A 25,144-nucleotide genomic window follows, 5' to 3' on the forward strand; every position below is an offset into this window, starting at 1 on the left:
TCACTTCTCCGCCAGGACCGGCTTGAGCATCTTCAGCAGGGCCGTGTCGTCGAGCGCCTCCAGCGCCCGCGCGGCGACCTTCCCGTTCCGGTCCAGGACCAGCGTGGAGGGGATGAGCTGCGGGTTGAGCGTGCCCTTGGGGAAGCGGAGCATCAGCTTGCCGGTCGGGTCGTACAGGCTCGGGTACGCGATGTCGTGGGCCTTCTCGAAGGCGAGGGCCGGGGTGGTGCTGGTGTCGCGGGTGTTGATCCCGACGAACTGCACACCGTTGCCCTCATACGCCTGGGAGACCTTGGAGAAGTACTTGGCCTCCTCCCGGCACGGTCCGCACCAGGAGCCCCAGACGTTGAGGACGACGACCTTGCCCTTGTAGTCGGCGACGTCGAGGGTCTTGCCGTCGATGGTCTTCCCGGACAGGTCGGGGGCGTCGGCACGCTCGCCCTTGTCGGCGGTGTCCACGCCGTTGTCACCGGTGACGAAGTTGGTGTCGCCGCCACCGCCGGAGGTCCCGCCGCTGCCGCACGCGGACAGGGTCAGGGCCGCGGCGGCGGCCACGGCACCGAGCAGGGCGGCGCGGCTACGGGTACTCATGTGAAAAGTTTCGCATGGCGGTTCCGGCGGTTTCGCCCGCCCCCCTGCCGGGCCGAAATGTGCCTTTCAAGGAGCATTTACACCGGACATCACAGACATATCGTCACGTGGCGTCGGGGCTGGCGCTCTTACCGCCCGTAGCGGGGCTCCCGTCCGCGAGGAACGTCTTCCAGCCCCCGGCCGGCTGCTGGCCGACCTCCAGGGTGCGCAGCTTCTCCAGCACCTCGGGCCGCTGCACGTCCAGCCAGTCGGTGAACTGCCGGAAGGAGACCAGCCGCACATCGGCGCCCTTCTCCTTCTCGCGCGCGATGTGCTTGAACGCCTCCTCGACGGAGTCCATGTAGATCCCGCCGTTCCACTCCTCGAAGTGGTTGCCGATGAAGAACGGCGCCCGGTTGCTCTCGTACGCCCGCTGGAAGCCGCTGATGTACGCCTGCGCCGACTGCTTGCGCCAGCCCGGATAGTTGTAGGAGGGGGCCTTGGTCGAGTTGACCGACTGGTTGGCCAGCATGTTGTAGTCCATGGACAGCACCTCGAAGGAGTGTCCGGGGAACGGCACCTGCTGGAGCGGCAGGTCCCAGATGCCCTGGCGCTTGACCGGCCACATCTGGCGGCCGCCGGGCGAGGAGGCGTCGTAGCGCCAGCCCAGCTCGCGGGCGGTGGGCAGCAGGTTGTCCTGGCCGAGCAGACAGGGGGTGCGGCCGCCGACGAGTTCCTTGTCGTAGTCGAAGGGCAGCGCGGGCAGGTCGGTCCAGCCGGTGTTGGTGCGCCACTCCTTGACGAACTTCTTGGCCTGCTCGATCTCGCTGCGCCACTGGGCGGGCGTCCAGTTGCCGACCGTGCCGGAGCCGCCGCAGAAGTGGCCGTTGAAGTGGGTGCCGATCTCGTGGCCCTCGAGCCAGGCCCGGCGCACGTTGGTCAGCGTGGCCTTGACGTGCTCGTCGGTGAGGTAGCCGATGTCGGAGGCGCCGCGGGGGTTGTTCGGCGGGTCGTAGAGGCGCTTCTTCGACTCGGGCAGCAGATACAGCCCGGAGAGGAAGAAGGTCATGCTCGCGCCGTGCTCCTTGGCCAGGTCCAGGAAGCGCGGGAAGAGGCCGTTGCCGACCTCACCGGCGCCGTCCCAGGAGAAGACCACGAACTGCGGCGGGGTCTGACCCGGCTCCAGCGGCTCGGGGCGGGCGGGCTGGTGGGGCTGCTTGCCGGTGAAGGCGGTGGAACCGTCACCGATGGGGCGGGCCTTGGCGGGGGTACTGCCCTTGGGCGAGGGCTTGCCGCTGGTGCCGGAACCACTCGGATGCTTGCCGCCGCCCACGGATGCGGAGGTGCCGCAGCCGACGAGTCCGGCCGCCGCCGCCCCCGCGCCGAGGCCGATGATGCCCCTCCGGCTGAGGGTCCCGGTGATGGTCTGCATGAAGCTCCCCGATTCGTCACGCCCACTGGTATCACCCAGTCAGATGATGTGACGAACGGGGAGGTTCCTCGATCCGCCGCTCTCTCACGACGGACACGGCAAAGTCACACGAAGCACACCGAATGTGCGGATTCCGTTTGCCGATCCAGGTGCTTCAGGCTGCTTCAGGCTGCTTCAGGCTGCTTCAGGCTGCTTCAGGCGCCGAACGCCTTGCCCTGCGCCTCGGCGCCCTTCTGCGGCTTGGCACCGGCCCGCAGATGCGCCGGGACCAGATCGATCGCGGGCTCGCTGTAGCCGACGGAGACGATCTTGTCACCGAGGTAGGTGAAGGACGTCAGCGAGGCCAGCGTGCACTGCCGCTTGCGCGGGTCGTGCCAGAGCCGCCGCCGCTCGACGTAGCTGCGCACGATCCAGATCGGCAGCTGATGGCTCACCAGCACCGCCTCGTGCCCGCGCGCCGCGTCCTTGGCCGCGTCCAGCGCGCCCATCATCCGCACCACCTGGTCGATGTACGGCTCGCCCCAGGACGGCTTGAACGGGTTGACCAGGTGCTTCCAGTTGTCCGGGTTGCGCAGCGCGCCGTCCCCGACCCCGAAGGTCTTGCCCTGGAAGACGTTGTCGGCCTCGATGAGCCGCGCGTCCGTGGCGAGGTCGAGCCCGTGCGCCTTGGCGATCGGCGTGGCCGTCTCCTGCGCCCGCTCCAGCGGGGAGGCGACGGCGTACGTGATGTCGCGCGGGGCCAGGTGCTCGGCGACCCGCTCGGCCATCTTCCGGCCCAGCTCGGAGAGGTGGTAGCCGGGCAGCCGCCCGTACAGCAGGCCGTCGGGGTTGTGCACCTCGCCGTGGCGCATCAGGTGGACGACGGTGACGTCCTTGTCGGCCTTGTTGTCGCTCGGGTTGGTCACGCGGTCGCCTCCGCGGCGGCTCGGGCCGCCGCCGGGAGGGCGTCGGCGATCTTCTGGATGGCCCGCTCGTCGTGGGCCGTGGACACGAACCAGGACTCGAAGGACGACGGCGGCAGGTACACGCCGTTCGCCAGCAGCGAGTGGAAGAACGCGGTGAAGCGGAACGACTCCTGCCGCTTGGCGTCCTCGTAGGTGCGCACCTGCCGGTCGGTGAAGAACACCGAGAACATGTTGGAGGCGTGCTGCAGCCGGTGGGCCACGCCCTCCTTGGTGAGCGCCTCGGTGACCAGCGACTGGATCTGCGCGGACACCGCGTCGACCTTGTCGTACGCCGCGTCGTCCAGCAGCCGGAGCTGGGCCAGACCGGCGGCGGTGGCGACCGGGTTACCGGAGAGGGTGCCCGCCTGGTACACCGGACCGGCCGGGGCGAGGTGCGCCATGACGTCGGCACGACCGCCGAACGCGGCCGCGGGGAAGCCGCCGCCCATCACCTTGCCGAAGGTCATCAGGTCGGGCTTGACGCCGTCGACGCCGTACCAGCCCGCGCGGGAGGTGCGGAAGCCGGTCATCACCTCGTCGGAGATGTACAGCGCGCCGTTCTTGGCGCAGGCGTCCTTCAGGCCCTGGTTGAAGCCGGGGTCCGGCGGGACGACGCCCATGTTGCCGGGGGACGCCTCGGTGATCACGCAGGCGATCTCGCCGGGGTGCCGGTGGAACGCCTCCTGCACCGCCTCGAGGTCGTTGTACGGCAGCACGATGGTGTCGCCCGCCTGCGCGCCGGTGACACCGGGGGTGTCCGGCAGCGCGAAGGTGGCGAGGCCCGAACCGGCGGCGGCCAGCAGGGAGTCGACATGGCCGTGGTAGCAGCCGGCGAACTTGATCACCTTGGCGCGGCGGGTGAAGCCGCGGGCCAGCCGGATCGCCGACATGGTGGCCTCGGTGCCGCTGCTGACCAGCCGGACCTGCTCGACGGGCTCGACGCGGGCGACGATCTCCTCGGCGAGCGCGACCTCGCCCTCACCGGGCGTACCGAAGGACGTGCCCCGCGCGACCGCCTCCTGCACGGCGGCGATGACCTCGGGGTGCGAGTGGCCCAGGATCATCGGACCCCAGGAGCACACCAGGTCGACGTACTCGCGCCCGTCGGCGTCGGTCAGGTACGGCCCGCTGCCCGAGACCATGAACCGGGGCGTGCCGCCGACGGCGCGGAAGGCGCGCACCGGGGAGTTCACGCCGCCCGGGGTGACGACGGAGGCGCGGTCGAAGAGCGCCTGCGAGGCGGGCGCGTCGTAGGGGTAGGGCGTTTCGCTCATGACGTGCGGCTTCTCCGACTTCTCGGACTCCGGTGGGCGGGTGACTCCCTCAGGGTAGGCGGAGCCGCTCGGCGGCGGCGCCGTGGCCCGTCCGGGCAGCGGTTGCTCGCCCTTGTGTCGCCGTTGTGTCGCCCTTGTGGGCCCGATCCGGCCGACCTTCCTGGCCGGTCTTTCACCATCTGCGAGACTGACACCTGATACACACACCTCATACGGCACGTACTGATCAGAGACCGGGAAGATCCCGCGGACTTCGGTTTCACCGCACGTTTCGGCGAGCGGCCGTGGGGGAGGTCACTGACACGATGATCGGGTTGCGCGGCGGGGGCCACGCGTCCTAGAAAAGCACTCGGGTGGAGATATGCATCGCGGTGGCGGACTGGGCGAGGGGACTGATGACCTGGGTCCTCGGCGAGCCCGGCGGGGAAGGCACCGGCGCGAAGCGGAGGAAGCGACCGAAACACGTCCGGCCGACGCGCGTCCGGCACAGGGTCCGTCGAGTGAGCCCGAGCGGGCCGACCGGCGGCTGGACTTCCCGGACCCCGGTCCGGACCTTTCGTCCGACGGCAAGGCCGCCCGCCTCGGGGCGGAGAGCAGAAATGGTGGTCGGGTGGGGGTGACGTACAAATACTTCGGTGCGCCGGACGGCGCGACCGCGGCCCGCGTCCCCATCTCGATGCGTCCCGAGGAACTCGGCGGCGACGAGCTGGGCATGAACGGCATGTTCACCAAGATCAAGCCGGAGACGATGGCCGCGATGGTGCTGACCGGCATCGAGGGCGTACCCCTGCACAAGGTGCCGCCGCTCGAACTGGTCGTCCTGCACCCCGACTACGCGGTCGTCAAGCTCCCCATGACCGTGGTCGACCCCCTCCGCGACATCGGCGAGGAAGCGGTCGGCGCGGCAGCCTTCATCTGGTCCACGGTCCCCGACCGCGGCGGCCCCCGCGACGCCTTCAACGTCTACCAACTCCTCCACGAGTGGCAGGACTTCAGCCACCGCTTGCACGAGGCGGGGCATCAGCCTTATTGCTTGGTGTGGCCGTAGGCCGGGGCATTTCGGGGCGGGTGTAATGGCAGCGATCGTGTACTTCAGGAAAGAGTTCGAGGGGTCGGGGTCTGTTCGGTACGTCTTCGGGGATGATCCGGCGGAAATGCGCCGCACCCTCTCCGTGGACACCGCCACGCGTTCCAGCGAGCCCCTCGACGGCAGTGCGGACTACTCCTTCCTCAAGGCGAGCCGGAAGATCAACGCGCTTCACGCGGAGCGCGGGAGTTGGCCGGAGCGGGGGATGAGTGTGAGCTGAGGTTCTGCCTCAGCGGGCCCCTTCCGCTCCCTCCGCTGCCAGGAAGTCCACCACCGCCAGCGCGAACAGCAGGGCCAAGGCAAGGCCGAGGACGACCCAGCCCGTTGGGTGCGGCCAGAGGATGAAGGCCGCTGCCGCGCCCGCCACCAGTAGCCAGCCGATCCAGGGCCGGTGGCGGCGGAGGAAGGGGCCCACCGGGCCGGTGCGGAGGCCGAGGCGGTCGGTCTGGGTGCGGGCCGCGGTGATGCCCGCGTGCCAGACGCCGCGGACCGCGCGGGCGCGGCGGCCGGGGCCGCTGAGCCACGCCGACAGGGCGAGGATCACGCCGAGGGCCACGACAGCGCGTACCGCCGTGCGCAGGAAGCGGGTCAGGGTGTCGTAGATCGCGCCCGCGGCGGGCTGGGAGACGCCGGCGGGGAGGGCGTCCAGGTAGAACGCGCGGAAGACGGTCAGGCCCACGCCCAGGAGCAGGGCGGTGACGGCGAAGCCGAGGGCCGCCGTGACCAGGGCGCGGCGGCGGTGTACGGCGAGCAGGACACCGGCCGCGAGGAGCAGGGCGGCGATGACCGGCAGCCAGACGCCCGCCAGTTGGAGCAGCCGGAACCAGGTCTGGAGGTCGGCGACCTTCTCCGTGCGCAGGACCGTGAAGTCGGTGTGCACGTCCGGGATCTTCGCCGCGGGCTTGAGACCGGCGTCCACCAGCCGGGACTTGACCTGTTCGATGACGGGGGCCAGGTCGACGGTCACCGCGTCGCCCTCGATCCGCACCGCTCCCCCACCGCTGCCGGTCAGCGCCTTGTCCACCGTGGTGTGGAGCCGCCGGTTGGCATCCGTCCAGAAGCGGGCGAAGGTCTCGGAGGCGACGACCTCACGCGTCTTGTCCCGTACGAAGCCGGACACCGCGTCGTCGAGTGAGCTTCCGAGGGCGCCGAGGGCCTTCTCCAGCTTGGGGCGGTCGGCGGGGGCCGCCTCTTCCAGCAGGTGGGACAGGTCGAGGTAGTGCATCAGCGCGCCGGTGATCCGGTCGGCGGCGGCGTCCTGGACGGCCGGGTCGCGGGCGAGGGGCGCGACGGTGGCGACGTAGCGGTCGGTGTCGTCCGCCAGGTCGGCCGTCCAGGCGGCGACCAGGGCGAGCGGGGCGAGCAGACACCCGAGGACGATCAGCACGAAGGCGCCCGCCGAGCGCGCCCGGTGCCGTACGGGCGCCGGGCGGCCCTCCAGGGCGTCGACCCGCTCCCGCAGTCGGGCCAGCTCGTCGCCCGGCTCCCGCTCCGTCATGCCGGTCCGCCCTTCGCCTCGCATTCCGTAGAGGCAGCACATCCCGTGCCCGGCGCGCCCGCGAGCGACGGTGGGCCGTTCAGGTGTCCGCCTCCCACGCCTGCCGCATCCGGCGTGCGGACACGGCTGCCCCCGCCTTCACTGGTGCGCAGCGGAGCCGAATTCAGGAGGCTGGCATGGCTGGGTGCGGGACACGGCGGGCGGCGGGTACGGCCCTGGTGGTGGCGCTCGGGATCGCGGTGACCGGCTGCTCGGACGGCTCCAGCCCCTCCGGCCAGGCCAGCAAGGCCGCCTCGGCCGCCTCCTCCCTCGCCTCGCGCGCCTCCGGCACGGTGGCCTCGGCCACGGCGGAGGCCAAGCGGAAGCTGGACCAGGTCAAGGGCGGGGTGAACGCCAAGAAGGACGTTTCGGTGGGAAAGGTCACCACCGGCAAGGACGGCGTACCCACGACCGAGGTGTCCGCGAAGAACACCACCGGCGACGGCAAGTCCTTCGTCGTCCAGGTCAACTTCCGTGACGCCAAGGGCGATCTGCAGGACACCGTGGTCGTGAACGTCGACGACGTGGCGGCCGGCGCCACCGGCCGGGCCACCGCCCGCAGCCACCGGAAGCTGACCGGCGACATACGGGCCGACGTGGGAACGGCGCTCCGGCACTGACCCGTCGGCCATGATGGAGGGGGCCGCCCGCGCGGCCTCGCTCGCCAGTCCGGACGCCAGAGCCGTCGCCCGGAGCGGCCGGCCGTCGTTGTCCACATCCAGGGAGCGACCACACGGCAACCACGCCCGAACCGGGCCGACCCTACGTATCGTAGGTTTTCAACCGCCCCCAGCCACAAGCCAGTTCATCGGGGAGACATGCACCAGACACGATCCGAGACCGAACCGGCGGGGACCGCGCCGACGCCGGTCGTCGATGTGCGCGACCTCAAACCCACGCTGACCCTGCTCTTCGTCAGCCTCGCCATCGCGGCCGTCGGGGTCTACGAACTGTGCGGCTTCGGACTGCACACCCTCGACCAGCGCCCGCATCTGTTCAGCGACGGCCTGACCACCGGCGGGGTGATCGTCGCCGTGGTGGCGGCCGGAGCGGCGGTCGGCAACCTGGCCTGGACCCTCTCGGCGGCCCGCCGGGGCCCCGAGGACACTCCCTAGTCCGCGTCGCCCGCCACTCGCCCGCCCACCGTGAACCCGATCACCGCGCCCCCGCCCTCCCTGCGGTAGGCGAAGGGGGCGCCGCCGTGGGCCATGGCGATCTCCCGGACGATGGACAGCCCCAGCCCCGAGCCGGGCTGGGAGCGGGCGTCGGCGGCCCGGTAGAAGCGGTCGAAGACGCGCAGCAGGTCGCCCTCGGCGATACCGGGCCCCCGGTCCAGCACCTCCACCCGGACCGTGCCCGCCGCCGCCCCGGCCACCTTGACCTCGATGGGCTCCGTCCCCTCCCGGTCGAACTTGGCCGCGTTCTCCACCAGGTTCGACAGCGCCCGCTGGAGCAGCCCCGGCCGCCCCTCCGCGTACGTGTCCCCACTCACCGCGAGCACGATCTCCCGGCCGGTACGGCGCCCCGCCAGCCCCACCACGTCCTCCGCGATGTCGGCGAGGTCCACCCGCTGCGGCGGCTCCGAGTCGGACTGCCCGGCGGCCAGGTCCACCAGCTCGTTGACCAGGTCGGTCAGCTCCCGCGCCTCCAGCGTGAGGTCCGCCACCAGGTCCTCCCGCGTCTCCGGCGGCAGCTCGTCGATCCGGCGCAGCAGCGAGATGTTCGTCCGCAGCGAGGTCAGCGGGGTGCGCAGCTCGTGCCCCGCGTCCTGCACCAGCCGCCGCTGGTCCTCCTCGGACTGGGCGAGCCTGCCCAGCATCCGGTCGAAGGCGCGGCCGAGGCGCCCCACCTCGTCCGGCCCGGTCACCGGCACCTGGATGCCCAGGCGGCGGGTGCGGGCCACGCCCTCGGCGGCGGAGGTCAGCAGCACCAGGCGCCGGGTGATCCGGCGGGCCAGCCACCAGCCGAACAGCCCGGCGCCCACCACCACGGCCGCCATCAGGATCAGCGTGCGCTGCTGGAGGGCGCGCAGCAGGTCCTCGGTGTCGCTGAACTCCTGCGCCACCTGCACCGCGCCCGCGCCCCGGCCCAGCGAGACGGTGGCGACCCGGAACAGGTCCTCCCCGACCCGTACGTCCTTGTGCTCGGCCAGCCGCCCCGCGCTCCGCGCCCCGGCCACCTCCCGGTCGAGGGCGGTGACGGGCAGGCCGGGCGAGCCGTGGTCCACGACCTCGCCGCCCGGCCCGAGCACCTGCACATCGGTACGGGCGGGCCGCACCAGGTCATGGCCGGGCCGGGCGGCGGAGAAGTCGTCCGGGGTCATCGGATGCTGCCGCACCTCGGCCCGCACATCCCCCACCACCTGCGTGAACACCGACTGCTGATCGACCCGGACCAGCCGCGCGGCCGAGCCGTACGACAGGATGCCGACCAGGATGGTGACGGCGGCGGTGACGGCCGCGAACGACACCGCGAACGTGGTGCGCAGCGAGCGCAGCCCGGTGCGGGACCCGCCCGGCAGGCGCCAGGTACGGCCCACTACTCCTCCCGCAGCACGTACCCCACACCGCGCACGGTGTGGATGAGCTGCGGGGCGCCGGGCGCGTCCAGCTTGCGGCGCAGATAGCCGACGTAGACGGCGAGGTTCTTGGAGCCGGGGCCGAAGTCGTAGCCCCAGATGCGGTCGTAGATGGTGGCGTGGTCGAGCACGATGCCCGCGTTGCGCACCAGCAGCTCCAGCAGCTCGAACTCGGTGCGGGTCAGCTCCAGTTCGCGGTCGGCGCGCCAGGCCCGGCGGGCCTGGAGGTCCATGCGGAGGCCCGCGCCCTCGATCCTCCGGTCGGAGGACTGCGGGTCGCGGGCCGGGCCGGGCTCGCTCGCGGGCGCCGGGGAGGTCCGGCGCAGCAGGGCGCGCAGCCGGGCGAAGACCTCCTCGACGTCGAAGGGCTTGACCACGTAGTCGTCGGCGCCCGCGTCCAGGCCCGCGATGCGGTCGGCGGTCTCCACCAGCGCGGTGAGCATCAGGATCGGGGTGCGGTCGCCCTCGGCGCGCAGCACCCGGCAGACCTGGAGGCCGTCGATGCCGGGCATCATCACGTCCAGCAGCAGCACGTCCGGCGGGGTGCGGTGGGCCTGCGCCAGCGCCTCGACGCCGTCGGCGACCGCCGTCACCGCGTAGCCCTCCAGGGTCAGGGCCCGCTCCAGGGCGTGGCGGATGGCGCGGTCGTCCTCGGCGAGGAGCACGGTGGGGGGCGTGACGGGGGGCGTGGTGTGGGGCACGGTCTGGGGCACGCCCCCAGTCTGCCAAGGGCGGCGGCGCTCCGGCCGGGGCCGGGGTTCCGGGGGCGCCCTTTTTACCCGGCTCACACCTCGCCTTCGGTGTTCCGGGCCGCCCTCAGCCGGGCGATCCGCTCCCCGGTGAACTCCACCGTGCGCTGCATGTGCCCGATGATCACGGCGAGTTCGGTGTCGTCCAGCTCGTCGAAGATGCGCGACCAGTCCCCGGACAGCTCCTCCCAGGCGTGCCGGAACTCCGCGATCCGCTCCGGCACGGGGACGACCAGCACCCGGCGCCGGTCGCCCGCGTCCCGGTGCCGTACGACGTACCCGGCCCGCTCGAGCCGGTCCACCAGCCGGGTCGCGGAGCCGGTGGTGAGCCCGGTCAGCGCGGCGACATGGCCGGTGGTGACCGGCTCGGGCTCCAGCGTGAGCAGGTTCAGGCACTGGAGGTCGGTGGGGTGCAGCCCGATGCGGTCGGCGACGGCCTGGGTGAACAGGGCGTACGAGGCGATGTAGCGGCGGGACACCGCGTCCAGCTCCGCCAGCAGCCGTTCCCGCGCGCCGTCGTTCCCGGCCATGCCGTCCACCTCCTCGTGTCCGCGGGTCAGAACGAGTACGCGTCGCCGGTGGGCAGGACCAGCACCCGCAGCCGGTCGTTGGTGCGGTCGGGGTCGGTGACCCCGCCGTTCCACGCGGTCTCCACCTCCAGGGTCACCTCCGGCGCGGGCACCCGCAGCCGGACCCCCAGCCGGATCTCCTCCCCCGCCTGGCCCGCGACGAGCGCGCCGGTACCGCAGACCACCGTCCGCTCCCCGGTCCGCGCGCACCCCGGCGACAGGGTCACCGCCCCGGCGGGGCCCACCGACCACCGCACCCGCACACTCGCCTCCGGCACGGCGGCCGGGCCGTGGTCGCGCGGGGTGAGCCGGACCTCCATCCGGTCGCCGTCGATCACGGCGTGGCCGTGGAAGGCGAGGTCGGCGCGGGGAGCCGGGGCCGCCTGGGCCGGGCCCCCGGCCCACAGGACTCCGCCCGCGCAGCCGACCAGCAGCAGCCATGCCCTCGTTCGTACGCGCACGCCGACCACTCCCGTTCCCGTCACCGTTCCGCCCACCCGATGTATGCCACGCGAGCGGGGTCACAGGCGCCCTCCAACAGGTGAACGGGGCGCGTGCCAGGCTTCCGCCATGCTGATCCTGCGCTCCGCCGCCCTGTTCGTCGTCGCCGCCCTCTTCGAGATCGGCGGCGCCTGGCTGGTCTGGCAGGGCGTGCGCGAGCACCGGGGCTGGCTGTGGATGACCGGCGGGGTGCTGGCGCTGGGCGCGTACGGGTTTGTCGCCACCTTCCAGCCGGACGCCCACTTCGGCCGCATCCTCGCCGCGTACGGCGGCATCTTCGTCGCCGGGTCGATCCTGTGGGGCGTGGTCGCCGACGGCTACCGCCCCGACCGCTACGACCTCACCGGCGCCCTGATCTGCCTGGCCGGCATGGCCGTGATCATGTGGGCCCCGAGGAACGGCGGCTGAGCCTCGCCTAGGCTGGACGCGAGTCCTCGATCCCTCTCCCAGGAGCAGCCCATGCCCAGCGCCGCCCCCTCCGCCGCGTCCCGTATCGCCGTCGTCACGGGCGCGAGCAGCGGTATCGGCGCGGCCACCGCACGGCAGCTGGCCGAGGCCGGGTACCGGGTGGTGCTGACCGCGCGCCGGGCGGACCGTATCGAGGCGCTGGCGAAGGAGCTGACCGAGGCGGGCCACTCGGCGACCGCCTACCCGCTGGACGTCACGGACCGGGCGGCGGTGGACGAGTTCGCGGGTGCCTTCCGCACCATCGGTGTCCTGGTCAACAACGCGGGCGGCGCGCTCGGCGCGGACCCGGTGGCCACCGCCGACCCGGAGCACTGGCGCACGATGTACGAGACGAACGTCCTCGGCACCCTCAACCTCACCCAGGCCCTGCTGCCCAAGCTGGAGGCCAGCGGCGACGGCACGGTGGTCGTCGTCTCCTCCACCGCCGGGCTCTCCACCTACGAGGGCGGCGCGGGCTACGTCGCCGCCAAGCACGCCGAGCACGTCCTCGCCGAGACCCTCCGCCTGGAGATCGTCGGCAAGCCGGTCCGGGTCCTGGAGATCGCCCCCGGCATGGTCAAGACCGAGGAGTTCGCCCTCACCCGCTTCGACGGCGACACCGCCAAGGCGGCCAAGGTCTACGAGGGCGTGGCGGCCCCCCTGACGGCCGAAGACGTGGCGGACTCCATCACCTGGGCGGTCACCCGCCCCGCCCACGTCAACATCGACCTCATGGTCCTCCGCCCCCGAGCCCAGGCCAGCAACACCAAGGTCCACCGGGAACTGTGAGGCGCCTCAGCCCTTCACACAGACGAACTGCTTGAGCTTGGCGACCACTTCGACCAGGTCGCGCTGCTGCTCCATCACCTGGTCGATGTTCTTGTAGGCGCCGGGGATCTCGTCCACCACCCCGGAGTCCTTGCGGCACTCCACACCCCGGGTCTGCTCCTCCAGGTCCCGGGTGCTGAACCGGCGCTTGGCCGCGCCCCGGCTCATCCGCCGACCGGCGCCGTGCGAGGCGGAGTTGAAGGCGGCGCTGTTGCCGAGCCCCTTCACGATGTACGAACTCGTCCCCATCGAGCCGGGGATGATGCCGTACTCGCCGGCGCCCGCGCGGATCGCTCCCTTACGGGTGACCAGCAGGTCCTTGCCGTCGTACCGCTCCTCCGCCACGTAGTTGTGGTGGCAGGAGATCTCCGGCTCGAAGACCGGCCGCGCCTTCTTGAACTCCTTGCGGACGACGTCCTTGAGGAGCGCCATCATCAGGGTGCGGTTGTACTTGGCGTACTCCTGCGCCCAGAACAGGTCGTTGCGGTAGGCCGCCATCTGCGGGGTGTCCGCGACGAAGACGGCGAGGTCGCGGTCGACCAGGCCCTGGTTGTGCGGGAGCTTCTGCGCGACGCCGATGTGGTGCTCGGCCAGTTCCTTGCCGATGTTCCGGGAACCGGAGTGCAGGGTGAGCCAGACCGTGCCGTCGGTGTCGAGCAGCATCTCCACGTAGTGATTGCCGCCGCCCAGTGTTCCCATCTGGAGCGCCGCCCGGTCCCGGCGGAAGCGGACCGGTTGGGCGACCGAGTCGAAGCGGGACCAGAAGGTGTCCCAGCCGGAGGTCGGGAGGGCGTGGAAGCGGGCGGGGTCGAGGGCGTCGGTGTGCATGCCGCGGCCCACCGGGATCGCCTGCTCGATGCGGGAGCGCAGGCGGGAGAGGTCGCCGGGGAGGTCGTTGGCCGTCAGGGAGGTCTTGACCGCGGACATCCCGCAGCCGATGTCGACACCGACCGCCGCCGGGCAGACCGCGTCGCGCATGGCGATGACGGAGCCGACCGTGGCGCCCTTGCCGTAGTGCACGTCCGGCATCACGGCGAGGCCCTCGATCCAGGGCAGGGTGGCCACGTTCTGGAGCTGGCGCAGCGCGCCCTCCTCGACCGTGGCCGGGTCGGCCCACATCCGCACCGGGACGCGGGCGCCCGGTATCTCCACGTACGACATCTCGATTCCCCCCAAAGACGGCATGACAACTGATAGGCCGGACAAGGGTCATTGCTCACGGAAGCCACCCGGACCGGCAGAACGCAAAAGCAGCGCCAGGGCCGGTGAAATGGGACAGCGAACCGGCGGCCACGGCGGTGCGTGCGATACACATTGTGTCCAGCAGGCGCCCCGCCGCGGCAAGCGATTAACCAGCGGGGACACTGGAGCATCGACCGGGCACCGCCGTCGGGTCGCACACCGTCCTGTCGCACACCGTCCTAAGGAGCCCGACCGTGCAGCGGAAGGCGTACATCACCGGCACCGCCGCCCTCCTCGCGGCCCTGCTGGCAGGCTGCAGCTCGGGCTCCGACGGCGGCACGCCCACCGACGACGCCAACCCCGGCGACTCCGCCACGACCGCGCCCGCCGCCCAGCCCGGCCGCTACCGCACCCTGCCCGAGCCCTGCGGCGCCATCGGCGACGACACCCTCGGCACCATGCTCCCCGGCATCCAGCAGCTCACCGACCCCGACCAGCGCGACAAGGCGTACCGGGGCGTGCCCGCGCTGACCTACGACACCGACCGCAAGGTGGGCTGCCGTTGGAAGGTCGATTCCACCCTGGCCACCGACCGCCTCGCGGTCGACTTCGAGCGCGTGGTGTCGTACGACAACGCGGTCAGCGACGACGCGCAGGCGCAGAAGCTGTTCCAGGGCATGGCGAAGGCCGCCGACCTGCCGCTGCCCTCGCCCTCCACGTCCGCCTCCCCCAGCACCAGTGCCAGCACCAGCCCGAGCGGCAGCCCCTCCCCGTCCGCCGACCCCTCGGGCAGCCCCTCCGCCGACGCCTCCACCGACCCGGCGGCGGGCGGTTCCGGCAGCGCCGCGCCCACCGACCTGCAGCCCCGCGTACTGCCCGACCTCGGTGACGAGGCGTACCTGGACGACCAGCTCGGCTCCTCCGGTTCGACCGCCGAGGCCCGCACGGTGACTGTGGTGTTCCGCACGTCCAACGTCGTCGTCACCATCGACTACGAGGAGCAGCCGATGGCCGTCGGCGCGGTCCCGGACAGCAAGGAATTGCAGGACAGGGCCCGCGATCTGGCCTCTCAACTGGCCGACAAGCTGGACGGCTGACGCCCCCTCGCCCGCCCCCGGCCCCCTCCCCGGAGGCGCTCGACCGGCGACCGCGTGCCGCGCGTACCGCGTACGGTGGCCCCGGACCCGCATGAACACCGAGCGTCACGAGTGAAGGAACCATGCAGCGAGCAGCCCAGCGAGACGACCGTGCCCAGCGTGGACCGCGTGCCACGCGTCTGAGCCGTGCCCTGGTGTGCGCGGCAGCCGTTCCCGCGGTACTGATCACCGCGGCCTGTTCCTCGGACTCCGGAGACGCCCCGGGCAAGGCGGGCGCCTCCGCCAAGCCGTCCACGGGCAGCGGCTCCGAGCAGCCCTCGGCGAGCGCCTCCCCGACCGTGCAGGCGTCGGTGTTCCGCAAGCTGCCCGAGGCGTGCGGGGTGCTGGGGAAGAAGACGCTGGGCGACCTGGTGCCGGAGGCGGACACGGACGGCAAGAAGGGCTCCAGCGACGACCCGGCCAACCGTGCCTCCTGCTCCTGGACCAGCCTGGACAACAACGGCGTCAAGGGCTCCCAGTTCCGCTGGCTGAACGTCTCCCTGCTGCGCTTCGACTCCGACACCTCCCGCGGCAGCGGCAACGACCAGGCGCACGCGTACTACACGCGCCAGGTCGGCGACGCCAAGGGCGCCGCGGACGCGAAGAACGTCAAGACGGAGGCGCTCGGCGGCACCGGCGACGAGGCCACCGCGGTGCGCTACGACCTGAAGAAGAAGGAAGGCGCCTTCAAGCAGGAGACGGTGGTCGCGCGCGTCGAGAACGTCGTGATCACCCTCGACTACAACGGCGCCGGTCTCGCGGGCGAGAAGACCCCGGACGCGGCCGACCTCGACACGAAGGCGAAGAAGGCCGCCAAGGAGGCCGTCACGGCCGTGGCCGGTGCCAACGGCCGCAAGACGGAGGGCACTTCGCCGTCCTCGCCGTCCGCTTCCGCCTCGAAGGGCGCCTCCAAGTCCCCTGCTCCCAAGGGCTCGGCGTCGAGTTCCGCCCCCAAGAAGGGCTGACCGACACCACGTTCGGCGCACACCTGTGCCACTCTGTTGCGCGCAACAACACGCAAGGGAGGGGAGTACGAGTGGCCGCGCCAATGCAGCTGACTCGGATGCACCGCGTTCTGATCGGCGTGGTCGTCGCCGGCGCGCTGGTCATCGCCGGTATCGGCTTCGCCGGTTCGTACGCGGCCGTCCGGGAACTGGCTCTGAAGAAGGGCTTCGGGAACTTCTCGTACGTGTTCCCGGTCGGCATCGACGCGGGCATCTGCGTACTGCTCGCGCTCGACCTGCTGCTGACCTGGATGCGCATCCCCTTCCCGATGCTGCGTCAGACGGCGTGGCTGCTCACGGCCGCGACGATCGCCTTCAACGGCGCCGCCGCCTGGCCGGACCCGCTGGGCACGGGCATGCACGCGGTGATCCCGATCCTGTTCGTCGTCTCCGTCGAGGCGGCCCGGCACGCGGTCGGCCGGATCGCGGACATCACCGCCGACAAGCACATGGAGGGCGTCCGGCTCACCCGCTGGATGCTCTCCCCGCTGCCCACGTTCCTGCTGTGGCGGCGGATGAAGCTGTGGGAGCTGCGCTCCTACGAGCAGGTCATCAAGCTGGAGCAGGAACGTCTCGTCTACCAGGCCCGCCTGCGCTCCCGCTTCGGCCGCGCCTGGCGCCGCAAGGCCCCGGTGGAGTCCCTGATGCCGCTGCGCCTGGCCCGCTACGGCGTCCCGCTCGCGGAGACCGCCCCGGCGGGCCTCGCGGCGGCGGGCATCGAGCCGGTCCTGCTGGCCCCGGTGCCGGACCCGGTGCCGGAACTCCCCCAGCCCGCCCCGGCCGCGCTCCAGGCCGCACCCGCGCCCGCCCCGGCGCAGGCCCCGTCTCGGCCTTCTCCCGCCGAGCAGCCGCCGCCGGAGGAGGACGAGAACAGCCCCTGGTTCCAGACGCCCCCGCGCGACGTCGACTACCACGGCGGCTACGACCCGGCCTTCGAACCGGGCCCGGACCCCCAGTACTTCCCCGAGGAGCAGTACGGGGACTGGTACGAGGAGCAGCCCCCGGAGCAGTTCCAGCAGCCCTCCCCGGAGGAGACCGGCAGCTTCCCGATCCCGGTCGGCCCCCACCGCACCCGCGAACTGGGCGAGGGCGGCGGGCCCGCGGAGCCGGACGAGGAGGATCTGTACCAGGTCTTCCGGCAGTCGATAGACGGCAGTTACCCGACACCGCTGGTGCTCGGCGACAACATCGAGGCCACCTACGGCAGGGCACCGGACCCCGGCATGCTCAAGGTCCTGGTGGAGCGTTTCCAGCAGCGCCACATGGCGGAGATGGAAGAGGACCACATCGCCTGACCCGCAGCGCATACGTGAGGAGGGGGCGCCCGGTGCAACACCGGGCGCCCCCTCCTCACGTGTCCGGGCCTACTCCCCGAGCAGGGCCCGCACCCGCTCCTGACCGACCGCCAGCAGCAGCGTGGGCAGACGCGGGCCGGTGTCCCGGCCGACGAGCAGGTGGTACAGCAGGGCGAAGAACGTCCGCTGGGCCGTCTTGATCTCCGGCGGCAGCTCCTTGGCCGTGGCATCGGCGGAGAAGCCCGCGCGGACCTTCGGCACGCCGTAGACCAGGTGGGTCAGGCCGTCGAGGGACCAGTTGTCCGCGAGCCCGTCGGCCAGCAGGCGCAGGGACTCGCGGGCCTCGTCGTCCAGCGACTTCAGCAGCTCGGCGTCCGGCTCCTCCCGGACGATGGTGCGCTGGTCGGCGGGGACGTAGGCGTTGATCCACGCCTCGGCCTTGTCGTACCGGGGGCGGGCGTCGGCGAGGTCGGTGATCGGGTTCGCCGGGTCCAGCTCGGAGAGGATGCGCAGCGCCTGGTCCTGGTGGCCCGCGGTGATGTCCGCGACCGAGGCCAGCGTGCGGTACGGCAGCGGGTGCGCGGTCTTCGGCAGCTCACCGGCGGCCGTGCCGACGGCGCGGGTGTACGCGGCGACGTCACCGGGGAGCGCGGAACCGTCCTCGACCTTGCCCGCGAGCTTGTCCCACTCGTCGTAGAGCCGCTGGATCTCCTGGTCGAAGGCGATCTTGAAGGACTGGTTGGGGCGGCGGCGGGCGTACAGCCAGCGCAGCAGCTGCGGCTCCATGATCTTCAGCGCGTCGGACGGGGTGGGCACACCGCCGCGCGAGGACGACATCTTGGCCATGCCGGAGATGCCGACGAAGGCGTACATCGGGCCGATGGGCTGCTCGCCGTCGAAGATCCCGACGATCTGGCCGCCGACCTGGAAGGAGGAGCCCGGCGAGGAGTGGTCGACGCCGGAGGGCTCGAAGATGACGCCCTCGTAGGCCCAGCGCATCGGCCAGTCGACCTTCCAGACCAGCTTGCCCCGGTTGAACTCGCTCAGCCGGACCGTCTCGCCGAAGCCGCAGGCGGTGCAGGTGTAGGCCAGCTCGGTGGTGTCGTCGTCGTAGGAGGTGACGGTGGTGAGGTCCTTGCCGCACTCGCCGCAGTACGGCTTGTACGGGAAGTACCCGGCGGAGCCGGAGCTGCCGTCGTCCTCGGCGGCCGCGCCGGAACCCTCCTCGGCCTCCAGCTCGGCCTCGTCGACCGCCTTCTGCTGGGGCTTCTTCCCCGGCGCCTTCTTGGTGCGGTACTGGGCGAGGATCGCGTCGATGTCCCCGCGGTGCTTCATCGCGTGCAGGACCTGCTCGCGGTAGACGCCCGAGGTGTACTGCGCGGTCTGGCTGATCCCGTCGAACTCCACGCCCAGCTCGGCGAGCGCCTCGGTCATGGCGGCCTTGAAGTGCTCGGCCCAGTTCGGGTACGCGGAGCCCTCCGGCGCGGGGACCGAGGTCAGCGGCTTGCCGATGTGCTCGGCCCAGGACTCGTCGACGCCCGCGATCCCGGCCGGGACCTTGCGGTAGCGGTCGTAGTCGTCCCAGGAGATCAGGTGCCGGACCTGGTGCCCGCGCCGCCGGATCTCGTCGGCGACCAGGTGCGGGGTCATGACCTCGCGCAGGTTGCCCAGGTGGATCGGGCCGGACGGGGAGAGCCCGGAGGCGACGACGACCGGTTTGCCCGGAGCCCGACGCTCCGACTCCTGGATGACGTCATCCGCGAAACGGGAGACCCAGTCGGTGGTCTCGGGGCTCTGAGCCACGATCGGCACGTCCTCTCGGTATCAGTCCGGCGGTTGCTCTCCGTCGGCCTCCTCTCATAATCCCAGACGGACCCGCACGCGAAAAAACGGCTTTACCGTCCCGTTGGAACCGGGCGCCGTGGAATCCCGCTGCCGGAATTCGGGCTCGGTCGGGTGCCCTGGACGGTGATGAGCACCCTGGTCACCCGCTTTCGCTCCGCTTCTGGTGCCGGCGAATCGTGTCCGCGGTCCGGGAAAGCGGGGGCGGGTCTCCTCACGTCCTCGGATGCCCGGGCCGACCTGGACGCTCCGATGCCCTCGACGATCACTCCGGTCGTCGCGGGGCGGTGTCGTCCGTCGTCGGATCGCGAACCCGAGGGCGCGCCTGCCGATCGCGATGCTCGCGGCATCGTGTCGGGTAGGTCTGCCGTGCTTGCCGGTAAGGGGCTTCCGCCAGTGCTGAGCACCCCATTCAGACGTGTACGCGGGATCTACGGCGATCACAGCGATGCCCTTCTCGGCCGCCATGGCGGCCAGTCGGGATCGCACTTGCGTCACCGGCATCCCGGAGATCAATGCGCGGAACCGCGTCCGCGCACCGTGTTTCTCCCGCGTCTTCTCCGCGGTGAAGTCCAGGTCTTCGATCGCGATGGCCACGTCACGGCGCTTCGCCCAGTGCAGCAGGCGGGTGAGCGCGTGCCGGATCTGGGCGTCACGATGATCCGCGGTGCCGGTGAGGTCGTAGCTGAAACGGAACGGCCGGCCTACCGGGTTGCCGTGGGCGTCGAGACGCCAGGCGGCGAAGTGGTCGGCGTTGGTGTCCACTCCGACCAGGCCGTTTCGCTCGGACGGCGGCCAGGGGGGCGGTTCGGACGGACGGAAGCTTCCACGAAGCGGTGAGGTACCAGCGGCCGCGGTCCACGTCCTCGTGGATGCGGTAGGCAACCGCCCGGTTCGCGCTCACGCGCTCGCGCCACTGCCCGCCCCGGTGGGGAAACGTCACCCGCCCGGCCAGGACGTACCGGCCGTGCGGAGCGTTGGCCAGATGGGCGAGCGGGCCGGGAAGCCTGATGCTCACCACACCGTCCGGGGTGACGCGGATCGTCTCGTTCCCGGGCCGTTTGCCGGTTTCTCCGTCGGCTTGCAGGAACCTGCGACCGGCCTCCCAGCGCTCGCGCCAGCGCTGTTCGGTGAGCCCCGCCGCGGCCAGGTGCTGCCGGGACTTCAGCAGACGCCTCCCACCCCGCACCACATGCACGACGCCGGCCCGCCGGTCGGCGCGTGCCGACCGAAGCCGGTCCTCGAGCACGTGCAGCCGCCGGGACTTGGCGAACCACTCCCGCCGGGAGCGATATCCCCCTGCCGCCCGCTTGTCGCCGACCGTCCGCAAGGGCAGCGCCAACCGCCGGGCGACCGTACGTACCTCCGCCTCCAGCGCTCGCACATGAGCTAGCTGACCTCGCCGGGCGAGTGCCCACTGATCGTTCGTGGCCTTGGTGATCGCTCCGGCCCACCGTGAAGTCGACTCCTCGGTCAGAACACGCTTGCGCTCCGCCCACGCGTCGACGCCGTACCCGGGCCCGGTCGTGCAGCGAGCCTTCAGGTCACGGGAGGCGAGCACCCCGAGGTGGTCGCCGACCCGCCGCAGCACCTGCTCGTCCTGGCTGCTCAGCCCCTTGAGCCGATCCCGGATGGTGACGGCGGTCGGCGCGGGCACGACGTACGGCGCCGCCACCTCTCGCAGCCGTCCCATGGCGATCCCCCGATTCCCCCCGCATCCCGTCGTCATCTCCAACGACGGTCACCCGGAAAGGTCACTCGTTCGATATGCGAATTTTTTCGCGCTCCGCCCAGAGGTGTCCGGAACACCCGGTGCACAAATAACCCGACAGGGCCTGACACCCCCCGTGGGATACTGGCCGGGACCATCCATTCCCACGAGGAGAACGGCACCCTTACCTATGGCCTCGGTCACGTCCCTCAGCGACTCCGTCCAGCAGCACCTCGCCTCCGCGCTCTCGGCCGCCCTGCCGGAGGCCGCCGGTGCGGACCCGCTGCTGCGACGAAGTGACCGGGCCGACTACCAGGCCAACGGCATCCTCGCGCTCGCCAAGAAGGCCAAGGCCAACCCGCGCGAGCTGGCCACGCAGGTCGTCTCCGGCATCGTCACCGGCCAGGTGATCGCGGACGTCGAGGTCTCCGGCCCCGGCTTCCTCAACATCACCGTCGCGGACCAGGCGATCACCGAGAACCTGGCCGCCCGGTACGCGGACGACACCGGCCGCCTGGGAGTGCCGTTCGCCGAGCGTCCCGGCACCACGGTGATCGACTACGCGCAGCCGAACGTGGCCAAGGAGATGCACGTCGGCCATCTGCGCTCGGCGGTCATCGGCGACGCGATGGTGCGGCTGCTGGAGTTCACCGGCGAGAACGTGGTCCGGCGCCACCACATCGGCGACTGGGGCACCCAGTTCGGCATGCTCATCCAGTACCTGGACGAGCACCCGCACGAGCTGGACCACAAGGAGTCCGAGGTGTCCGGCGAGGAGGCGATGTCCAACCTGGACCGCCTCTACAAGACCGCGCGCAAGCTGTTCGACTCCGACGAGGAGTTCAAGACCCGCGCCCGGCGCCGGGTGGTCGACCTCCAGGCGGGCGACGAGAAGACCCTCGCCATCTGGCAGAAGTTCGTGGACGAGTCGAAGATCTACTTCTTCTCCGTCTTCGACAAGCTGGACATGGAGGTCCGCGACCCCGACATCGTCGGCGAGTCCGGGTACAACGACATGCTCGCGGAGACCTGCCGCCTGCTGGAGGAGTCCGGCGTCGCGGTCCGCTCCGAGGGCGCGCTGTGCGTGTTCTTCGACGACATCAAGGGCCCGGAGGGCAACCCGGTCCCGCTGATCGTCCAGAAGTCCGACGGCGGCTACGGCTACGCGGCCACCGACCTCTCCGCGATCCGCGACCGCGTCTTCCACCTCAAGGCGTCCACCCTGCTGTACGTGGTGGACGCCCGGCAGGCCCTGCACTTCCGGATGGTCTTCGAGACCGCGCGCCGGGCGGGCTGGCTGAACGACGACGTGACCGCGGTCCAGCTGGCCTTCGGCACGGTCCTCGGCAAGGACGGCAAGCCGTTCAAGACCCGTGAGGGCGAGACGGTCAAGCTGGAGAACCTGCTGGACGAGGCCGTCGAGCGGGCCACCGCCGTGGTCCGGGAGAAGGCCGAGAAGGTGGGCCTGACCGAGGACGAGATCGTCGAGAACGGCCGGTACGTCGGCGTCGGCGCCGTGAAGTACGCGGACCTCTCCACCTCGGCGGTGCGGGACTACAAGTTCGACCTGGACCAGATGGTCTCGCTCAACGGCGACACCTCGGTGTACCTCCAGTACGCGTACGCCCGTATCCGCTCCATCCTCCGCAAGGCCGGCGAGGCCCGCCCCGCCGCCCACCCGGAGCTGGCGCTGGCCCCGGCCGAGCGCGCGCTCGGCCTGCACCTGGACCAGTTCGCGGAGACGGTCCTGGAGGTGGCCGCGGCCCGCGAGCCGCACAAGATGGCCGCGTACCTCTACCAGCTGGCCTCGCTGCTGACGTCGTTCTACGACCAGTGCCCGGTCCTGAAGGCCGACTCCCCCGCCCAGGTGGAGAACCGCCTCTTCCTGGTCGACCTCACGGCCCGCACCCTGCACCAGGGCATGGCGCTGCTGGGCATCAGGACGCCCGACAAGCTCTGACCGACACGCACAGGAAGGCCCGGCCCGCACTCCCGCGGACCGGGCCTTTCCGGGTTCCCGGCGCCCTTCAAAAGGCAGACAAAACCTTGGTGTACGCCCGTCATCGGCGGGTCTATCGTCGGACCGGAGGACCAGAAACGACGGGAGGCAGCCGGGCGATGGCACAGGACGAGGCCGTGATCGGCTGCACGGGGGAACTGCTCATCGGCACACGTGGCTCCGCCGGACCCGGCGAGATCCTGGTGCGGGTCAGAGGCGGCTCCGAGACCTTCCTCGCCTGGTCGCAGGAGCCGCTGCCGCGCGGGGCGACCGTGCTCGTGATCGAGTCACGGGGTTTCCGTGAGGTCGATGTCATCGCGTGGGGCGATCCATTGGACACGCTGGGCGGGCTGACCGCCGGCGTCGACTGAGGAGACGAGCAGTATGTTCGGTTACCGCGTTCCCGCTCCCGACGAGGCGATGCTGATCTCGGGTGGCAGGCGGGGACTGGGGGGCGCGCCGTTCCGGGTGGTGACGGGGCACGGGAAGTTCGTGCTGCCCGTGTTCCGCAAGGTCCGCTTCCTCACGCTGTCGATGTGCGAGGCCGAGGTCACCGAGACCTGTGTGACCAAGCAGGGCATCGCGCTGCACGTCCGCGCCGTGATCGCGTTCAAGGTCGGCAACGACCCGGAGAGCATCATCAACGCCGGGCAGCGCTTCCTCTCCGACCAGGAGCAGATGTCGGTGCTGACCGGGCGGATCTTCGCGGGCCATCTGCGCGCGATCATCGGCTCCATGACGGTCGAGGAGATCGTCACCGAGCGGCAGAAGCTCGCGGCGGAGGTGCTGGACACCTCGAAGCTGGAGATGGCGAAGATCGGGCTGATCGTGGACTCGCTCCAGATCCAGTCGATCGACGACGGCAACACCGGGTACATCGACGCGATGTCCGCCCCGCACAAGGCGGCCATCCGGCGGCAGGCCCAGATCGCGCAGGCCCAGGCGAACCAGGCGGCCGCCGAGGCGGAGCAGGTCGCGGCCCGCAAGCAGGCGGAGTACGCCCGGCAGACCGCGGTGGTCCAGGCGGAGTACTCGGCGCAGGTGGACCGCGCCCAGGCCGAGGCGTCCCAGGCCGGACCGCTGGCGCAGGCGCACGCCCAGCAGGAAGTTCTGGCCGCGCAGACCGAACTGGCGCTGCGCCAGGCCAAGTTGCGTCAGCAGCAGCTGGTCGCGGAGATCGTGAAGCCCGCCGAGGCCGAGGCGGAGCGGGTCCGCGTCCTCGCCATCGCGGACGCCGAACGCATGAAGATCCAGGCCGAGGCCGCCGCCTCCCACGACCGCGTCGCCCTCGACCGCATGCTCATCGACCAACTCCCCCAGATCGTCAAGGAAGCCGCAGGCGGCCTGGCAGGCGCCAACGTGAACGTCTTGAACGGCGCCGACGGCCTGGGCGAAATAGCCGCCGGCCTAGTAGCCCAGGGCCTCACCATCCTGGACTCAGTCCGCAACAACCTCAACGGCCAGAACACCCCCCAGCCGTCCGACAACCCTCAGCAGAGCAACGGCCGCTTGGAAATCCAGGGCCCGCGCCCGGAGGGTGACACCGACTCGGCGAAGTAGCCGATCCCTGTCACCGTAAGCGACCTTTACTCACGCTCCCCCGCCTTGCACATCACCGCGCGGATGTCGCCGATGTCCGGGGGCCCGGGTTCTTCGATCGCCGCGGTGACCGGCCCGCCCCAAGACGGTCCAGCGCCGCAATACCTTCGCGCTTCCGGTGGCGGGCCGGTTCCACGTTGCCCCAACGACCCTGCCTCATCAGCAATCAGCGCCTCCAACCGACAAGGGTGCGCAAAGGCGTTTTCTGGACCAACGCTTTCCCAACCCGCTCCTCACTCCTGTGGTTTCATACGCTCCGTACACGCGGCTGCGACTGAGCCGGCACGGAGGCAAGAAGAGACGCCGAGCCTGATTTTGCAACACCCTCCGGCACATCAGAAGGACTATATGGACCTGATCAACCTTTCCGACGGCAGTAACAGCTTTCGCCTGCACCTTCTGGGTCGCCACAGACCCGGAATCCTTCCGGAGCACGACCTGATGGATGCAGAAATCATTGTGGCCAGCGATTTCATTAGCGGCAGGTTCCGGGTCCACTTCTTCCTCTCGGCCCTGAAGTCGTGGTCCCTGACGCTGAATTCTCTCGAAAATGGCATGGATGCCGAATGGCTGGACATGGGAAACGGCCCCACAATCAGAATCAAACACGCAAGAAGTGAGGTTGAAGACTCGCAGGTCATCGTCGAGGACACCTCCGGCTCAGGAACGACAGCGATCATCCCTCTCGCCCTAGATTCAGGGTGGATCCAGGAGCACAGCGACCGCCTAAAGGAGGCGGAAAGAGTGTGGCCCATGGAGGTGATGGAGACCTCGCCTGGATCCTACAAATGGAAGGTCTGAGCAGCTATCGAACTACACGACGTGGGGGGCAGGGCCAGCATGCTGGCCCTGCCCCCCAC

General features: G+C 71.0%; 24 protein-coding genes and 1 pseudogene. 13 read left to right on the top strand and 12 right to left on the bottom strand.

Annotated elements, in window-relative coordinates:
• From ACI2LY_RS13520 to hemL, 4 genes are all read right to left on the bottom strand, one after another.
• The gene (locus tag ACI2LY_RS13520; RefSeq protein ID WP_404707253.1) at window positions 1-591 is read right to left on the bottom strand and encodes a TlpA family protein disulfide reductase; all 591 of its coding nucleotides are present in this window, start codon (window positions 589-591) and stop codon (window positions 1-3) included.
• Window positions 592-694: 103 nt separating this feature from the next.
• On the bottom strand, window positions 695-2,002 hold the full coding sequence (locus ACI2LY_RS13525; protein WP_404707254.1) for a hypothetical protein: 1,308 nt from the start codon (window positions 2,000-2,002) through the stop codon (window positions 695-697).
• A 194-nt stretch (window positions 2,003-2,196) separates the two neighbouring features.
• On the bottom strand, window positions 2,197-2,853 hold the full coding sequence (locus ACI2LY_RS13530; RefSeq protein WP_404707334.1) for a histidine phosphatase family protein: 657 nt from the start codon (window positions 2,851-2,853) through the stop codon (window positions 2,197-2,199).
• A gap of 50 nt (window positions 2,854-2,903) precedes the next feature.
• Window positions 2,904-4,220 (bottom strand): glutamate-1-semialdehyde 2,1-aminomutase, encoded by a 1,317-nt coding sequence (hemL, locus tag ACI2LY_RS13535; RefSeq protein WP_404707255.1) that lies wholly within the window; start codon window positions 4,218-4,220, stop codon window positions 2,904-2,906.
• Between the two features lie 361 nt (window positions 4,221-4,581).
• Between hemL and ACI2LY_RS13540 the strand changes: the two genes are divergently transcribed.
• Both ACI2LY_RS13540 and ACI2LY_RS13545 read left to right on the top strand, forming a co-directional pair.
• Window positions 4,582-5,268 (top strand): hypothetical protein, encoded by a 687-nt coding sequence (locus ACI2LY_RS13540; protein WP_404707256.1) that lies wholly within the window; start codon window positions 4,582-4,584, stop codon window positions 5,266-5,268.
• 106 nt (window positions 5,269-5,374) lie between these two features.
• Entirely contained in the window at window positions 5,375-5,527 is a 153-nt protein-coding gene (locus tag ACI2LY_RS13545) for a hypothetical protein (RefSeq protein ID WP_404707257.1), read from the top strand.
• Window positions 5,528-5,536: 9 nt separating this feature from the next.
• Here ACI2LY_RS13545 and ACI2LY_RS13550 read toward each other — a convergent pair whose 3' ends face one another.
• The gene (locus ACI2LY_RS13550; protein WP_404707258.1) at window positions 5,537-6,805 is read right to left on the bottom strand and encodes a hypothetical protein; all 1,269 of its coding nucleotides are present in this window, start codon (window positions 6,803-6,805) and stop codon (window positions 5,537-5,539) included.
• A gap of 176 nt (window positions 6,806-6,981) precedes the next feature.
• Here ACI2LY_RS13550 and ACI2LY_RS13555 point away from each other — a divergent pair, with 176 nt between their 5' ends.
• On the top strand, window positions 6,982-7,464 hold the full coding sequence (locus ACI2LY_RS13555; RefSeq protein ID WP_393914718.1) for a hypothetical protein: 483 nt from the start codon (window positions 6,982-6,984) through the stop codon (window positions 7,462-7,464).
• A gap of 198 nt (window positions 7,465-7,662) precedes the next feature.
• Entirely contained in the window at window positions 7,663-7,959 is a 297-nt protein-coding gene (locus tag ACI2LY_RS13560; RefSeq protein WP_388997188.1) for a hypothetical protein, read from the top strand.
• Here ACI2LY_RS13560 and ACI2LY_RS13565 read toward each other — a convergent pair.
• The 4 genes from ACI2LY_RS13565 to ACI2LY_RS13580 form a co-directional block, all read right to left on the bottom strand.
• Complete coding sequence (locus ACI2LY_RS13565) at window positions 7,956-9,383, bottom strand: ATP-binding protein (RefSeq protein ID WP_404707259.1); 1,428 nt, start codon at window positions 9,381-9,383, stop codon at window positions 7,956-7,958. The two genes, ACI2LY_RS13560 and ACI2LY_RS13565, sit on opposite strands and share 4 nt — an antisense overlap.
• A complete protein-coding gene (locus tag ACI2LY_RS13570) occupies window positions 9,383-10,087 on the bottom strand; it encodes a response regulator transcription factor (protein ID WP_404707335.1) in 705 nt (234 codons plus the stop codon). The genes ACI2LY_RS13565 and ACI2LY_RS13570 overlap by 1 nt, the downstream gene beginning before the upstream one ends.
• 119 nt (window positions 10,088-10,206) lie before the next feature.
• Window positions 10,207-10,701, bottom strand: coding sequence for a MarR family winged helix-turn-helix transcriptional regulator (locus ACI2LY_RS13575; RefSeq protein WP_404707260.1), 495 nt, complete (start codon window positions 10,699-10,701; stop codon window positions 10,207-10,209).
• Window positions 10,702-10,727: 26 nt separating this feature from the next.
• Window positions 10,728-11,201, bottom strand: a complete 474-nt coding sequence (locus ACI2LY_RS13580; protein ID WP_404707261.1) for a hypothetical protein — start codon at window positions 11,199-11,201, stop codon at window positions 10,728-10,730.
• Window positions 11,202-11,310: 109 nt separating this feature from the next.
• On the opposite strand from ACI2LY_RS13580, the gene ACI2LY_RS13585 reads away from it, so the two are divergent.
• Both ACI2LY_RS13585 and ACI2LY_RS13590 read left to right on the top strand, forming a co-directional pair.
• Window positions 11,311-11,649 (top strand): YnfA family protein, encoded by a 339-nt coding sequence (locus tag ACI2LY_RS13585; RefSeq protein WP_404707262.1) that lies wholly within the window; start codon window positions 11,311-11,313, stop codon window positions 11,647-11,649.
• Between the two features lie 51 nt (window positions 11,650-11,700).
• Window positions 11,701-12,477, top strand: a complete 777-nt coding sequence (locus ACI2LY_RS13590; protein ID WP_404707263.1) for an SDR family NAD(P)-dependent oxidoreductase — start codon at window positions 11,701-11,703, stop codon at window positions 12,475-12,477.
• Between the two features lie 6 nt (window positions 12,478-12,483).
• Here ACI2LY_RS13590 and ACI2LY_RS13595 read toward each other — a convergent pair whose 3' ends face one another.
• A complete protein-coding gene (locus tag ACI2LY_RS13595; RefSeq protein WP_404707264.1) occupies window positions 12,484-13,677 on the bottom strand; it encodes an RtcB family protein in 1,194 nt (397 codons plus the stop codon).
• Window positions 13,678-13,952: 275 nt separating this feature from the next.
• Here ACI2LY_RS13595 and ACI2LY_RS13600 point away from each other — a divergent pair, with 275 nt between their 5' ends.
• The 3 genes from ACI2LY_RS13600 to ACI2LY_RS13610 all read left to right on the top strand — a co-directional run bounded on the left by ACI2LY_RS13600 (window position 13,953) and on the right by ACI2LY_RS13610 (window position 17,133).
• Window positions 13,953-14,795, top strand: coding sequence for a DUF3558 domain-containing protein (locus ACI2LY_RS13600; RefSeq protein WP_404707265.1), 843 nt, complete (start codon window positions 13,953-13,955; stop codon window positions 14,793-14,795).
• 122 nt (window positions 14,796-14,917) lie between these two features.
• The gene (locus ACI2LY_RS13605) at window positions 14,918-15,799 is read left to right on the top strand and encodes a DUF3558 domain-containing protein (RefSeq protein WP_404707266.1); all 882 of its coding nucleotides are present in this window, start codon (window positions 14,918-14,920) and stop codon (window positions 15,797-15,799) included.
• Window positions 15,800-15,897: 98 nt separating this feature from the next.
• Complete coding sequence (locus ACI2LY_RS13610) at window positions 15,898-17,133, top strand: DUF2637 domain-containing protein (protein WP_404707267.1); 1,236 nt, start codon at window positions 15,898-15,900, stop codon at window positions 17,131-17,133.
• Window positions 17,134-17,202: 69 nt separating this feature from the next.
• Here the strand turns inward: ACI2LY_RS13610 and lysS are convergent, their stop codons facing one another.
• Entirely contained in the window at window positions 17,203-18,945 is a 1,743-nt protein-coding gene (gene lysS / locus ACI2LY_RS13615; protein ID WP_404707268.1) for a lysine--tRNA ligase, read from the bottom strand.
• 45 nt (window positions 18,946-18,990) lie between these two features.
• Window positions 18,991-20,668: pseudogene (locus ACI2LY_RS13620) on the bottom strand (IS200/IS605 family accessory protein TnpB-related protein).
• Window positions 20,669-20,876: 208 nt separating this feature from the next.
• Here ACI2LY_RS13620 and argS point away from each other — a divergent pair.
• The 4 genes from argS (at window position 20,877) to ACI2LY_RS13640 (ending at window position 25,085) form a co-directional block, all read left to right on the top strand.
• Entirely contained in the window at window positions 20,877-22,646 is a 1,770-nt protein-coding gene (argS, locus tag ACI2LY_RS13625; RefSeq protein ID WP_404707269.1) for an arginine--tRNA ligase, read from the top strand.
• A gap of 158 nt (window positions 22,647-22,804) precedes the next feature.
• Window positions 22,805-23,056 carry a hypothetical protein gene (locus ACI2LY_RS13630; RefSeq protein WP_388997223.1) on the top strand — a complete coding sequence of 84 codons (252 nt, stop codon included), beginning with the start codon at window positions 22,805-22,807 and terminating at the stop codon, window positions 23,054-23,056.
• Window positions 23,057-23,069: 13 nt separating this feature from the next.
• The gene (locus ACI2LY_RS13635; RefSeq protein ID WP_404707270.1) at window positions 23,070-24,245 is read left to right on the top strand and encodes a flotillin family protein; all 1,176 of its coding nucleotides are present in this window, start codon (window positions 23,070-23,072) and stop codon (window positions 24,243-24,245) included.
• A gap of 387 nt (window positions 24,246-24,632) precedes the next feature.
• Window positions 24,633-25,085: a DUF5959 family protein gene (locus ACI2LY_RS13640; RefSeq protein WP_404707271.1), complete on the top strand. Its 453-nt coding sequence runs from the start codon at window positions 24,633-24,635 to the stop codon at window positions 25,083-25,085.
• Window positions 25,086-25,144: the final 59 nt, after the last annotated feature.

This window comes from Streptomyces sp. NPDC002176, assembly GCF_044903645.1.
In the GTDB taxonomy this organism is placed as follows: domain Bacteria; phylum Actinomycetota; class Actinomycetes; order Streptomycetales; family Streptomycetaceae; genus Streptomyces.

Coding starts and splice junctions, on each gene's coding strand:
- ACI2LY_RS13585 (WP_404707262.1), top strand. CDS start 11,311: ATGCTGATCCTGCGCTCCGCCGCCCTGTTCGTCGTCGCCGCCCTCTTC.
- ACI2LY_RS13630 (WP_388997223.1), top strand. CDS start 22,805: ATGGCACAGGACGAGGCCGTGATCGGCTGCACGGGGGAACTGCTCATC.
- ACI2LY_RS13610 (WP_404707267.1), top strand. CDS start 15,898: ATGCACCGCGTTCTGATCGGCGTGGTCGTCGCCGGCGCGCTGGTCATC.
- ACI2LY_RS13525 (WP_404707254.1), bottom strand. CDS start 2,002: ATGCAGACCATCACCGGGACCCTCAGCCGGAGGGGCATCATCGGCCTC.
- ACI2LY_RS13640 (WP_404707271.1), top strand. CDS start 24,633: ATGGACCTGATCAACCTTTCCGACGGCAGTAACAGCTTTCGCCTGCAC.
- ACI2LY_RS13560 (WP_388997188.1), top strand. CDS start 7,663: ATGCACCAGACACGATCCGAGACCGAACCGGCGGGGACCGCGCCGACG.
- ACI2LY_RS13555 (WP_393914718.1), top strand. CDS start 6,982: ATGGCTGGGTGCGGGACACGGCGGGCGGCGGGTACGGCCCTGGTGGTG.
- ACI2LY_RS13595 (WP_404707264.1), bottom strand. CDS start 13,677: ATGTCGTACGTGGAGATACCGGGCGCCCGCGTCCCGGTGCGGATGTGG.
- ACI2LY_RS13545 (WP_404707257.1), top strand. CDS start 5,375: ATGCGCCGCACCCTCTCCGTGGACACCGCCACGCGTTCCAGCGAGCCC.
- ACI2LY_RS13635 (WP_404707270.1), top strand. CDS start 23,070: ATGTTCGGTTACCGCGTTCCCGCTCCCGACGAGGCGATGCTGATCTCG.
- ACI2LY_RS13605 (WP_404707266.1), top strand. CDS start 14,918: ATGCAGCGAGCAGCCCAGCGAGACGACCGTGCCCAGCGTGGACCGCGT.
- ACI2LY_RS13520 (WP_404707253.1), bottom strand. CDS start 591: ATGAGTACCCGTAGCCGCGCCGCCCTGCTCGGTGCCGTGGCCGCCGCC.
- ACI2LY_RS13530 (WP_404707334.1), bottom strand. CDS start 2,853: ATGCGCCACGGCGAGGTGCACAACCCCGACGGCCTGCTGTACGGGCGG.
- ACI2LY_RS13590 (WP_404707263.1), top strand. CDS start 11,701: ATGCCCAGCGCCGCCCCCTCCGCCGCGTCCCGTATCGCCGTCGTCACG.
- argS (WP_404707269.1), top strand. CDS start 20,877: ATGGCCTCGGTCACGTCCCTCAGCGACTCCGTCCAGCAGCACCTCGCC.
- ACI2LY_RS13575 (WP_404707260.1), bottom strand. CDS start 10,701: ATGGCCGGGAACGACGGCGCGCGGGAACGGCTGCTGGCGGAGCTGGAC.
- ACI2LY_RS13540 (WP_404707256.1), top strand. CDS start 4,582: ATGCATCGCGGTGGCGGACTGGGCGAGGGGACTGATGACCTGGGTCCT.
- ACI2LY_RS13550 (WP_404707258.1), bottom strand. CDS start 6,805: ATGACGGAGCGGGAGCCGGGCGACGAGCTGGCCCGACTGCGGGAGCGG.
- hemL (WP_404707255.1), bottom strand. CDS start 4,220: ATGAGCGAAACGCCCTACCCCTACGACGCGCCCGCCTCGCAGGCGCTC.